We start from the raw sequence: 11,811 nt of genomic DNA, 5'->3' as shown, positions 1-11,811 counted from the left end.
AGCCGGCCCCGCCAGCGCGCCAAGACAGAGCACCCCACAGGCGGCAAACGCCGCCAACAGACCAAAAAGACGTGAAGGTCGTATCATGTCCGTCGTTCCTCCTTAATAAGCCAATCGTCCTGGGGGCAGTCCTTCCCCCGCCAGATGCCTGCCTTCAGGCTAAAACTCCCTCATCAACAGGGAGCCGTCCCCGCCGCTCTGGTCCAGGGCGAAGCGCCGCGCGCTACGGCTTCGTCAGCCTCTGACGGACGTAGGTCCCATCGAGCGTCACGTCCACGTCCGGGGCGATGTCCTCGGACACCACCACCTGCACGCTGTCGCCTTTGAAGGTGAAGGTCGCGCTTCCCTGACCATCGTAGTCTCCGTCAGCCTTGAGCACTCCTTTCCGCACCGTGCCCTCACCAGACCAGTAGCGGGATTCGACATCCTTCGGCCCCAGGACCAGGTTGGCCTCCATATCGACGTTGACCTTTCCGGCCTCCTTGTCGGTCCACCGGACGGAGAGCCAGCTCGTTTCCCGCCCGTCCTCGCGCCGGACGTAATAGCCCTGGGGGCCGTCGGGGCGATCCTGAAGGAATATCCGCTCCGCGATGTCCGGCAGCGAATCTGCACGCATTCCGGTCACCGTCGTGTAGGCTTCGAGGGCCGTGTAGCTGTCCTCCGTCATATAACGCCTGGCCGCCGCGTCGCGCCCTCCAGGAGCTCCAAAAAGAACGCGGGGCCGGAGCCGATCAGCGCGGTCAGGGCGTCCAGCTTGCCCTCCTCCGTAAACTCCGCGTCCCCCAGCAGGGAGAAGGCCGCGCGAAGCCACTCCACGTCCTCCGGCGCGCACCCCTCCGAGGCCACCACGCCGCTGAAGGCCGCGTTCATCGCCGCGCAGACGTTCGTCATGACGCGGGCCCAACGGGCCTCCGGGGCCGCCTCTTCCAGCATGGGCAGGGACACCGCCGCCGCCAGCGAGACGCAGAGCTTTCCCTTCAAGGCGCCACAGAGCTCCCGCACCGCCCCCAGGGTCAGGTGGGGCTTCAGGGCGAACATCACCACCTCCGCGCCGCGGGCCGCCTCGGCGTTGTCCGCGATCAATCGAACGCCGTCCTGCGCCACCTCCGGCCGACGGTCCGGGTGCGGGCACGAAGCCGTCACCCGGCACCCCGCCCTGGCCAGGCCGCGCGCCACGGCGCCCCCCAGGGCTCCCGCCCCGATCACGGCGATGCCCGTCCTCCCGACGTCCTTCTCCACGACTAATCCCCTCCCTGAGCCGAAGCGGACGCGCGGGTCCGGCTCCACTCGAACATCCCAAACGCCGCGGCCACGCTGGCGTTGAGGGACCCCACGCCGCCCTGGATGGGGATGCGCAGCAGCTGGTCGCAGCTCTCGCCCACGAGGCGCGACAGCCCCTCCCCCTCGGCGCCGACGACGAGGGCCAGGCGCGCCGGCAGCCCGTCCTCCCACAGGCTGGCCCCCGCGCGCCCCTCAAGGCCCACGGTCCAGAATCCTGCGGCCTGAAGCTGCGCGAGCGTCCGGACGACGTTGACCACCGGGATCATCGGAAGGCGCAGGGAAGCGCCGGCGCTGGTCTTGACCACCGTCCCTCCCGGCAACGCGGAGCGGCGGCGCGAGTAGACCGCCGCCGCGGCTCCGGCGGCCTCGGCGGAGCGCACGATGGCCCCCAGGTTGTGGGGGTCCTCCACGTGGTCCAGCACCACGATCAGGGCCGGCGCCTCCGCGGGCAGGGCCTTCAAAAAGGGCTCCAGGTCCACGGGGACCGTCTCCGTCAGTCGGCAGGCCACCCCCTGATGGCGCTCTCCAGGGCAGAGCTTGTCCAGGGCCTCCGGTGCCACCAGCTGATACACGACGCGCCCGGCCCGGGCCAGGTCCACCAGCTCATCCAGGTAGGGCGGCCGGACGTTGTTGGCGATCAGGAGCCGCGTGCACCGCGAGGGCGTGTTCCGCACCAGGTCCAGCACGGGCTGGCGCCCCCAGCAGACGTCATCCGGTGGCAGGGGCCGCTCCGCGGACCTTCGGGGGGGCTCCCCTCGCGGGGCGCCGCCCCGCCGCGCCTCTGTGGGGCGTCCCGGCCCCCTCAGGTCGGGACGCCTGCGCCCCTCCCCGCCGCTTCGGCGCGGCCCGCCCTTTCCTCCGCTGAATCGTTCCGCCATGTGTCCTACGCTCCTTTGAGGGCCATTGCCCCCTCGATCTCCTGCGCGTACTCCCGCAGGAAACGCGCCGTGTACCCCTTTTTCCTCATCACCTGTTCGGGGGTGCCCTCCGCCACGATGCGGCCGCCGCCCTCCCCGCCCTCCGGCCCCAGGTCGATGATGTGGTCCGCCGACAGCAGGACGTCCAGGTTGTGCTCGATGACCACCACCGTGCTGCCGTTGTCGGCGATGCGGTGGAGGATCTCCATCAGCTTTCTCACGTCCGTGTAGAACAGGCCCGTCGTGGGCTCGTCCAGCAGGTAGAGCGTCCGGCTGCTGAACTTCTTCGACAGTTCCTTCGAGAGCTTCACCCGCTGAGCCTCGCCCCCCGACAGCGTCAGGGCCGACTGCCCAAGACGGATGTAGCCCAGGCCGGCGTCCTGAATCAGCCGCAGGCGGCCCGCGATGCGAGGGATGTCCCCGAAGAACTCCGCGGCGTCGTCCACCGTCATGGCCAGGACGTCCGCGATGGACCGGTCCTTGAAGCGCACCTCCAGCGTTTCGTGATTGTAGCGCGTCCCGCCGCACACCTCGCAGTCCACGTAGATGTCCGGCAGAAAGAGCATGGATATCTTCATGGACCCTGCGCCGCCACAGGCCTCGCAGCGACCGCCCTTCACGTTGAAGCTGAAACGCCCCGCGTTGTAGCCGCGTATCTTCGCTCCGGGCAGCCCCGCGTAGAACTCCCGGATCAGGGAGAAGACCCCCGTGTAGGTGGCGGGGTTCGACCGCGGCGTGCGCCCGATGGGGCTCTGATCCACCAACACGACGTTGTCGAACGCCTCCGCCCCCTCGATGGCCCGAAAGCGGCCCGGACGCTCACGAAAGTCGCGGTCCAACCTGCGCCGGAGGCCGCGGTAGAGCACGTCGTAGAGGAAGCTGCTCTTGCCGGAGCCCGACACGCCGCAGAGACAGGTGAACGCGCCCAGGGGAATCTTGACGTCGATGTTCTTCAGGTTGTGGTGCGCGGCACCCCGTACCGTGAGCCAGCCCTGAGGCCTCCGCCGCTCGCCCCGCCGCACGATGCCCGAAGCCTCGCCCCGAAGGTAGGGCCCCGTGAGTCCGTTTGAGGCCACCACCGTCTCGTAGGACCCGTTCTGCAGGGGTCACCCCTCAGCCCTCGCTTCACCTCAATATCTCACCCGTAATTCCGTTGTCAAGATGCAAAAACCTAAACCCTTGCTGTTACCGGTTTTTGGTCTGTCGCGCTGCCCTTCAGCGGCGCAACGGTGAATATTATACCCCCTTTCGCAAAAGTGTCAAGGCCTTTTTCAAACCTGTCGTTGTTCTGTGACCATGTCCCCCCGATGTAGGCATGGACCTCGGTCAGGCAAGAGGACAGAGGAAGCGAAAGGGGCCTCTCCTCAGAGCGGTCCTAAGGAAACACTGATTAAGTCGCTAGGAACTGTCACCCGTATTGGCTCCCTTCAGTGCCAGAAACTTCATCAGGCCGCGCGAAGCGCGTGGGGCTTGGGGCGTAGCCCCATTTTTAAACTTAAGGAAGCGCTGAAGGATAGCCTCCGTTTGATGCTCCTTGATCGCTTTCAACAACTTTTGAAGATTAATCAGCGCTTCCATAAGTTAAACAGGTCGGGCAACACGGAGTGAGGTCGCTTGGCATTGCCCCCTCATTACGATCCTTCACTTTAGTATCCCTTCTCCTTCCCTTTTGCGATGGACTTTTGCGATAGAATAGAGGACGAGGCCGAAGCACTGTTTCGATTGTCACCAGGGGGCGTGCCCTTTGAAAAGGATTGGGGAGGAACAACCATGCTGAACGATACCGAACGGGATTTTCTGTCAAAACTGAATGGGACGGAGATTGAGCGGGACCTCAGGGAGATTACCCGATACGAACGCCCATCGGGCAGCGAAGGAGAGAGGCTGGCTCACGAGTACGTGGCCAGTCGCCTGGAGGAGAATGGAATGCCCCCTTTGAGGACAACGTTTCCTGCATGGACATTTTCCTTTGGGGAGGCGCGGATGCGCTTTTGGCTCCGGGGAAAAGAGGGATCCCTTCCCGTGAAGATCTGGGGATACTCGCCCGACGTTTGGGAAAAGCCCGTTCGGGGGAGGGCGGTCTTCGTTCCCCCAGAAAGCTTTCCGCCAGACTCCATCGCCTGGTTTGCCGACCGCAGCTCCTGGTCTGCAGGGGACCTGGAGGGTAAAATTGTCCTGAGCACCACCCGATCCGCCATTGCGATCCAGGATGCTTTTGAGCGCGGGGCTTTTGCCTATGTCTTCTGCTGGCCGTACGGCGATGAAGATGTCATACACGAGAGCGCCGTGTGTGCGGGCTGGGGAGCGTCCCTTCCCGAGGACGTTGAGCTCTATCCGCAGATTCCCGTCTTCGCCGTCAATCGCACAGGGGGCAATCGGTTGATGGAACTTGCCGCATCAGGAGATCTGGACATCGAGCTCCGCGGCCATTCCAGGTCCGAGGTCAGGAAGCTTCCTCTATTGGAGGCCTGTCTTCCCGGAGACTCCCCCTATTTTATCCTTCTGGGCTCTCACATGGATGCCAAACACCACGGCGCAACGGATAATGGGACAGGCTGCGCCCTGATGCTGGCTCTCGCCTTACGCTTTTCCAGCCTGAAGCGGCGGCCTTTTGGCCTGCGCTTCTGCTGGTGGTCGGGACACGAGTTCTCCAAGTACGCGGGATCCTCCAACTATGCGCTCGAGCGTTTTGGGGAGTTGGACAAATACTGTCTTTGCTATATCAATGCCGATGTCCCCGGAGCAAAGGGGTCCGAAGATTTCTCTCAGGTCGCCGCAACACCGGACTTCATGGCATTGGCGCGCGGCGCGGTTCGGGATGTCACGGGGCAGGACGGGGAGCATTTCGGCCCGGTCAATTCCTACGACCAATCCTTCTATAATATCGGCGTGTCCTCGTGCTTCATATGGTCCTCCCAGACCGCACCAGACTCCCCTCATGCCAGTGGCAAAGGGGGGATGCCCTGGTGGTGGCATACGGAGGAGGACACCTTCGGCAAGCACGATATGGAGGTCCTGATGCAGGACTGCCGTCTCTACGCTCTGGGAACCCGCCGTATTCTGGAACCCGGCTGGCTCCCGGACGACAGAGCCCTGTGGGATCGTCTGATCGGAGAACTCGAAAAAATAGACGACAGGCAGGTTCCCGACCTGCATTCCATCCTGGTTTCTCTGAAGACCAGTCGTGAGCGGCTGGCGGGAAAAAGCGGTTTGAAGGAACGCCTATTCGTGATTCGTAAATTGAATCAAGCTCTTTACTGCCAGCGGGCCCCCTATTTTCAGGACTTCCGCATGGGGGAGGCGTACGTACCTGGCCTGTCCCTGCCGCTGGAAGCCCTGGCCACCCAATCGCTTACGGACAGGGCAAAGTTCGTCCTTGACCGTTATATCCTCGCTCAGCGCAACCGATTGCTGTCGCTGGCGCAGGAACTGGAGAGGCTTTAGGGGCATCGAGAGCTCGATAGAGGGTCCCTCTTCCTCTCCTTTTTATCCCCCTCTCGAGAGAAGGGGATAATGACAGGCGGCAAAATGTCCGCTGCCGACGCCGCTCAAAAGGGGTTCTCTTTCGGAGCACTCCTTCCGGGCATTGGGGCACCTTGGATGGAAACGGCAGCCTGACGGCAGGTGGATGGGGCTCGGCAGTTCTCCTGAGATTGCGGTTTCTGTACTTCTGAGCCTCGGATCGAGCGGGGGCTCCGCCCTCAGCAGGATGTCCGTATAGGGATGTGCCGGGTGCTCGAACAGCGCTTCGGTGTCCGCTAATTCGACAATCCTGCCGAGATACATAACCGCAACGCGATGCGATATGTGTCTCACGACACGAAGGTCGTGAGATATAAACAGGGTGGTGAGGTGCAGTCGCTCCTGAAGCTCCTCCAGTAAGTTGATGATCTGGGCTTGTATGGAAACATCGAGTGCCGAAACCGGTTCGTCCGCGATGATGAAACGGGGGGCCGGCGCAAGGGCTCGTGCGATGCCGATGCGCTGGCGTTGGCCCCCAGAAAACTCTCCTGGTAAACGGTCTGCGGCCTCCGCTCCAATCCCGACCATGGAGAGAAGATCGTAAAATCGTTTCTCCATCTCGGTTTTGTGACAGACTTTGTGGAACGTCAGGGCTTCCATAAGCATCTCGCGCACGGACATGCGTGGATTAAGCGAGGAGTAGGGGTCCTGAAAGATCATCTGGAGGTCCCGTCTTACCTTGCGCAACTCTTGTTTCTCCATTCGAGTGATGTCCTTGCCGTCAAACAGTACGGACCCCTCGTCCGGGGTGTAAAGACGAATGATCGTTCGGGCCAGTGTGCTCTTACCGCATCCGGACTCCCCCACCAAGCCCAGGTTTTCGCCTGTTTGGATATCCAGGTCGATATCGTCCACGGCCTTGAGGACCTCTTGAGGGTTTCCCGATATAAAATCCGTGAGCTGCCGCTTCAAGGGAAAGTATTTTTTTAACCCCCGTACCCGTATCAAGGCCGTATCTTTATCCAACGTGTCCATGTCACCCTCCACCCCTTCCTCACATCCGGGTCGAAAAACGCACCTCGTCCGGCAGCTTTGCGTAAAAATAGCAACGCGTGAAGTGCCCTTCGGCAATCTCCGTTAAAGGAGGCAATCCTGCCCTGCAGCATTCCTCGGCCCAATCACAGCGTGGTTCAAAAGGGCAGCCCGCAGGAAGATTCTCAAGGCTCGGGGGAGCTCCCGCAATAGGCTCAAGCCTGGTCCTCGTTCCTTTCCCGTAAGGAAGGGAACGAAACAGGCCATGCGTGTAGGGGTGTCTGGGATGGAAAAAAAGCGTAACCGTATCGCAGAGCTCCATGACGTGCCCTGCGTACATTACAGCGACGCGGTCACACATCTGCGAGACCACCCCCAGGTCGTGCGTGACCAAAATGACGCTCATGTTCATACGCTTCTTGAGCCCTCCGATGAGTTTCATGATCTGATCCTGTATGGTGACATCCAGTGCCGTCGTGGGCTCATCGGCAAGCAGGAGGTGAGGCTGGGAAGCCAAGGCGATGGCAATCATGACCCTCTGTCGCATTCCGCCCGAGAACTGATGAATATATTCGTCTATTCGCTTCTCCGGGGATGGTATCCCGACCAGGTGCATCAATTCAAGGGCACGAGCTCGCTTCTGAGCCCTGCTCATCTGCGGATCCAGGGACTCGAATATCTGCGTGCGAATCGGGAGCACGGGATTCAAGGCCGTCATCGGTTCCTGGAAAATCATGCTGATCTCTCGTCCTCGAAGGCGCCTCAGCTTATCCATTGGAAGCTTCAACAGATCCGTCCCCTCGTAGAGAATTTCTCCTCCGATAATTTGCCCCGGCGGGTTGATGAGGCGTGTGATGCTACGGCATGTTGCGCTCTTGCCACAGCCGGACTCTCCAAGCAGGCCGAAGGTCTCCCCACGCCGAACGGAAAAGCTGACGCCGTTCACCGCCTTAACCATATTTTCGCCGGTGATGAAGTGTGTCCTCAGGTCTTTGACCTCCAGCAGGATATCGGACATTGAACGTCTCTCCTATCGGCCCTTGGTACGCAGGAGATCGGAGAGGCCGTCTCCGACCAGGCTGAAACCAGTCCCCACGATCGCCAAACAAAGTCCAGGCAGGGCTGTCAGCCACCACGCTTTTGAAATAAAGGCCCGCCCCCCCGCGATCAGCGCTCCCCATTCAGGGGTCGGGGGTTGAATCCCCAATCCAAGAAAACTCATAGCGGCCCCGGCGAGCATGCACATCACCACATCCGACGCTCCATAGACGATACAGGAGCTGACGACATTGGGCAGAATATGGCGCAGGAGGATGCGTGCGTCGGAGTATCCCAGGACACGCGCAGCCTGTACATATTCTGCGTCCCGAATGACCAAGACCTCGCTCCGAATCAGGCGTGCGTAGGTCCTCCAACCCACGAGCCACATCGCTATGTAAAGGTTGGCCGTTCCCGGTCCAATGATGGCGACGATGACGATGATGACCAGAGTAAAGGGGAAGGCCAGAAAAATATCCAGTATCCGCATGAGCAGGGCGTCGATCCATCTGCCGTAATAGCCTGCAAGAAGGCCGATGAGAGAGCCGACGACGAATGGGACGATCATGGCGACCAGGCCCAGCTGGAGGTCGACCCGAGCCCCCCAGACCACACGGGAATACAGATCGCGCCCAAAGTTATCCGTACCAAAATAATGCTCTGCTGAAGGGGGCTGCAAAATCGCGTCCACGTTGTGATCGTTTGGACTGTGCGTAGCGATGCTTTCAGGAACGAGGGCGACGATGCACATCAAGGCCACAATCGCAAGGCCGATGGTCAGCGAAGAGTTTCCGAGGATGAGCTTATACCCTTTCCGCCAGGCTCCGCGGCGACGGAGGGATGCAAAAATCTGTCCCATGGCCCTAATCCAAGGCGACCCGTGGGTCGAGCAGCGAGTACAGGACGTCCGTTATCAGGTTGACGAACAGGACCATCACGGCAATGACGAAAATGCCTCCTTGAACTACGGCATAATCCCGACCGAATATGGCCTGGATCATCAAAGACCCGAGCCCGGGCAGATTGAAAACCGTCTCCGTGATGACACTGCCCCCCAGCATGTGGGCCAGTTGCAACGAGAGCAGCGTGGCCGTCGAGATGAGGGAATTGCGCAGGATGTGTCGGGCACGGACAATATTCTCGCTCAATCCCTTGCTGCGTGCGAAATCGACATAATCGCTGCGGGAGATATCCACGATGTTGTTTCGAAGATTCCGAACCAGGAGCGCGGCAGTGGAAAGAGACAAGGTGAATGCAGGAAGAATCAGGCCCATGAAATGCTCCAGGGGAGTGCGCCCCCATCCTCCAACGGGCAGCCAGCGCAGTCTCAACGCAAAGAGCATCATGAGCAGGAGCGCGATCCAGAAGATAGGGGTCGACAGGGCAATCAACGCCCCGGTACGTATCAGATGGTCGGCAACTCTATCCTTTCTGGCCGCTGCAATATAGCCCAAGGGAAGACTTATGAGAAGCGCAATGAAGCCGGAGAAAAGCGTAAGGCTCAGGGTAAGGGACAGCCTTCTGAGCAAAAGCTTCGCGACGGGGACGCCAAAGAGCACGGAGTTCCCCAGATCCAGCCGAAAAAGGTGTTTCAGGAAGAGCCAATATTGTATGGGGAGAGGGCGATTCAGGCCCAGTTTGATCTGAAGGGCCTCCACTTGGGCGTAGGTTGCCCGCTCACCCAGGAGCGTTCGGGCGGGGTCGCCCGGAAGCATGTGAATCATGAGGAAGACTACGATGGTTACGACGAAGAGGACAGGAATCATCTGGAGGATGCGTTTCAGGATGTAGTTGAGCTGCTTCAAGATAAAACACTTCCCTCACACGTATTCCGCAGCTCCCGACGTCGGGAGCTGCGGGGACAAGACTGCAGATGAATAGACAAAACAATGGGCCCCGCGCCTATAGAGATTGTGAGAAGCCAGGGCCCATAACTGCTTCAAAACCCGCTTTTACCCAACGGAATCGGGGTACGAACACGGTCTACTCATCCTTGTAAGCGTCGATGAACACATAGCGTGAGAGTCCCGAGAACTTGAAGTTGTAGACTGTATCCTTCCGTGCAACGGGATAGACGTTCTCGTAGAGCGGATACATTGGGCATTCATCAAAGAGAATTTGCTGAATCTCCTCGTACATGCCGCGACGCTTATCCACATCCAGCTCCCTTTCCGCTGCATGGGCCAGCTGTGTGACCCTCTCGTTCTTCCACCCCGTATGGAAGCCGTGGCTGGCATCGTAATCGGCGATGAAACTGGTGAAGCCTACAGGGTCAGCGGTGTCTGTGGACCAACGCAGCATCGTGACCTGGTGCTTCAGGTTCTGGAAGGTGGCGCTGACCGTCGGCCCTTCCAGTGGAACGAGCTGAAGGTCTACACCAACCTTCGCCCACTGCTCCTTGAGCACTGTCGCGATGTTTTCCATGACGCTGTTGCCGGAGCTGTAGATGATCTCTAGCTTAAAGCCCTTTTCCTGACCGGCATCCTTCAGCAGGGCTCTGGCTTTTTCGACGTCGTACCCGGGGTCTTTCAGTTTCTTGTCATAAAAGGTGTCGACGCGCGGAAAGACTCCGAAGACCGGAGAGCCGTGACCAAAGAGCACCATCTTGATGACAGCCCGCTTATCGGTCGCCAGGCGCAGAGCGTTGCGAACCCTCACGTCATCGAGCGGAGGAAAGGTCACGTTGAAATTGACAAAACGCTGCTCCGTGGAAGGCTCCACGTCTACGGCAAGTCCGGGATAGGAGGCGAGTTCGTCAATCCTGTTTTGAGGAAGATCCCTGACGACGTCGACCTGACCGGCCTGAAGCTGCATGATCCGCGTATTGTCGTCCGGGACGACGATAAAACGGAATTCACTGGCGACAGGTTTGCCCTCGACATGGTAATAGGGATTTTTCTTCAGGATATAACGCTGATTCAGCTCCCACTCGGCAAAATAATAAGGGCCGGTTCCCATGGGACTGTCACGGAATGCCTCTGCCCCCACCTTCTCAAAATGCTTTTTGGACTGGACGGAAAGGGCCGGGTTGGTCAAATTGGAGAGAAAGGGGGCGTAGGGCTCGGACAGGGAGATGACTAACGTATTCTCGTCAGGGGCGACAACCTCCTTGACGGCATGGGCCAGGTAGCTCCACGGGCTTTCCGGCCCCGCGTCCCTCAGACGCAGGATCGACCATATCCAGTCCTCAGGGGTGACGGGCGTGCCATCATGAAACTTGACGCCCTTTTTCAGATTGAAGGTATAGGACAAACCATCCTCGCTGATCTTCCAGCTTTCAGCAAGGCAGGGAACGATTCGGATCCCCCCTTGACCATCCTCCTCGGTCGTCACGAGGGACTCCAGGGCAAAGAGGAGCAGGGAGACAATCTGGCCGTCCTCGGTGATGACGTCAAGGTGTGGCGCCGTCGTGATGCAGGCCACGGATATCGGCGCATCGGAAGCAGCGTTCGCAGCAATGGAAAACTCCGGAGCAAAAAACGTAACGAGGCACAACAACGTCAATAAAACCCTACTCCTGGTCAAGATAAAATTCTCCTCCTTATGTTCCTAACCGTGTCAATTTTTCAATAGACCCATCCACTAACCATGAGAAGCGCAAGGGAAATGGCTACACCTATTCCTGTAGCCGGAAGATGACGATACAAAACCTCTTGAGATTCATAATGTATTCTGCGCTTTGAAACAACAGAATAATGCATTTTCGAGGGAAGAGAACCGTCCTCCTCTCTTTGCCTTTATCGGTATCACGCTGTTGGCATGAATTTGAGAGGAGAAATACACCTTACTCTCTTGAAGCATCTTGAAGTTATGTTGACTGCCTTTGCCCATGGAAATGCAAAGAACATTCTGATACTCTTCTTCCTTCAGTTGCCCGCGCCTTTTTAAGTGATTCGTACTTTAAAGAATAACTCTTGTCCACCATTATAACAAGGCTGGTGGACAAGCCTTGTAGTATACAAATGTCTTTTATACTTTAATACGATACTATACAGCGATCTTCCTGTCAAGGACCAAAAAGAGGGGTGTCGTTGATCAGTGATCATGTCACCCTATAATACCAATTCGCGTTTAATACGGA

At 59.2% G+C, this 11,811-nt stretch carries 10 protein-coding genes and 1 pseudogene; 1 reads left to right on the top strand and 10 read right to left on the bottom strand.

Features of this window, described 5'->3' with window-relative positions; genetic code table 11:
• Positions 1-223: 223 nt before the first annotated feature.
• From SY1_RS02060 to SY1_RS02040, 5 genes and pseudogenes are all read right to left on the bottom strand, one after another.
• Positions 224-667, bottom strand: a complete 444-nt coding sequence (locus SY1_RS02060) for a hypothetical protein (protein WP_015556020.1) — start codon at positions 665-667, stop codon at positions 224-226.
• A complete protein-coding gene (locus tag SY1_RS02055; protein WP_208872586.1) occupies positions 664-1,239 on the bottom strand; it encodes a pyrroline-5-carboxylate reductase family protein in 576 nt (191 codons plus the stop codon). The genes SY1_RS02060 and SY1_RS02055 overlap by 4 nt, the downstream gene beginning before the upstream one ends.
• A gap of 2 nt (positions 1,240-1,241) precedes the next feature.
• Entirely contained in the window at positions 1,242-2,159 is a 918-nt protein-coding gene (gene rlmB / locus SY1_RS02050) for a 23S rRNA (guanosine(2251)-2'-O)-methyltransferase RlmB (protein WP_015556019.1), read from the bottom strand.
• 5 nt (positions 2,160-2,164) lie between these two features.
• A pseudogene (locus SY1_RS02045) lies at positions 2,165-3,292 on the bottom strand (excinuclease ABC subunit UvrA); the annotation flags it as partial.
• A 304-nt stretch (positions 3,293-3,596) separates the two neighbouring features.
• A complete protein-coding gene (locus SY1_RS02040) occupies positions 3,597-3,776 on the bottom strand; it encodes a hypothetical protein (RefSeq protein WP_208872584.1) in 180 nt (59 codons plus the stop codon).
• 804 nt (positions 3,777-4,580) lie between these two features.
• Here SY1_RS02040 and SY1_RS02035 point away from each other — a divergent pair.
• On the top strand, positions 4,581-5,642 hold the full coding sequence (locus SY1_RS02035) for a M28 family metallopeptidase (protein ID WP_243440696.1): 1,062 nt from the start codon (positions 4,581-4,583) through the stop codon (positions 5,640-5,642).
• Between the two features lie 42 nt (positions 5,643-5,684).
• On the opposite strand, the gene SY1_RS02030 is transcribed toward SY1_RS02035, so the two are convergent.
• From SY1_RS02030 to SY1_RS02010, 5 genes are all read right to left on the bottom strand, one after another.
• Entirely contained in the window at positions 5,685-6,695 is a 1,011-nt protein-coding gene (locus tag SY1_RS02030; RefSeq protein ID WP_015556017.1) for an ABC transporter ATP-binding protein, read from the bottom strand.
• 19 nt (positions 6,696-6,714) lie between these two features.
• Complete coding sequence (locus SY1_RS02025) at positions 6,715-7,710, bottom strand: ABC transporter ATP-binding protein (RefSeq protein ID WP_015556016.1); 996 nt, start codon at positions 7,708-7,710, stop codon at positions 6,715-6,717.
• Positions 7,711-7,722: 12 nt separating this feature from the next.
• Positions 7,723-8,589: an ABC transporter permease gene (locus tag SY1_RS02020; RefSeq protein ID WP_015556015.1), complete on the bottom strand. Its 867-nt coding sequence runs from the start codon at positions 8,587-8,589 to the stop codon at positions 7,723-7,725.
• A gap of 4 nt (positions 8,590-8,593) precedes the next feature.
• Positions 8,594-9,535 carry an ABC transporter permease gene (locus SY1_RS02015; RefSeq protein ID WP_208872582.1) on the bottom strand — a complete coding sequence of 314 codons (942 nt, stop codon included), beginning with the start codon at positions 9,533-9,535 and terminating at the stop codon, positions 8,594-8,596.
• Between the two features lie 178 nt (positions 9,536-9,713).
• Positions 9,714-11,228, bottom strand: a complete 1,515-nt coding sequence (locus tag SY1_RS02010) for an ABC transporter substrate-binding protein (protein ID WP_208872581.1) — start codon at positions 11,226-11,228, stop codon at positions 9,714-9,716.
• Positions 11,229-11,811: the final 583 nt, after the last annotated feature.

The organism is Fretibacterium fastidiosum, assembly GCF_000210715.1.
Taxonomy (GTDB): domain Bacteria; phylum Synergistota; class Synergistia; order Synergistales; family Aminobacteriaceae; genus Fretibacterium; species Fretibacterium fastidiosum.
Note: the sequence above shows the minus strand (reverse complement) of the source record. Positions and strands in the feature narration are given on the sequence as shown.

Excerpts from the sequence above, each read along its gene's own strand:
- SY1_RS02040 (WP_208872584.1), bottom strand. The coding sequence starts at position 3,776 with ATGGAAGCGCTGATTAATCTTCAAAAGTTGTTGAAAGCGATCAAGGAG.
- SY1_RS02060 (WP_015556020.1), bottom strand. The coding sequence starts at position 667 with ATGACGGAGGACAGCTACACGGCCCTCGAAGCCTACACGACGGTGACC.
- SY1_RS02030 (WP_015556017.1), bottom strand. The coding sequence starts at position 6,695 with ATGGACACGTTGGATAAAGATACGGCCTTGATACGGGTACGGGGGTTA.
- rlmB (WP_015556019.1), bottom strand. The coding sequence starts at position 2,159 with ATGGCGGAACGATTCAGCGGAGGAAAGGGCGGGCCGCGCCGAAGCGGC.
- SY1_RS02035 (WP_243440696.1), top strand. The coding sequence starts at position 4,581 with ATGGAACTTGCCGCATCAGGAGATCTGGACATCGAGCTCCGCGGCCAT.
- SY1_RS02025 (WP_015556016.1), bottom strand. The coding sequence starts at position 7,710 with ATGTCCGATATCCTGCTGGAGGTCAAAGACCTGAGGACACACTTCATC.
- SY1_RS02020 (WP_015556015.1), bottom strand. The coding sequence starts at position 8,589 with ATGGGACAGATTTTTGCATCCCTCCGTCGCCGCGGAGCCTGGCGGAAA.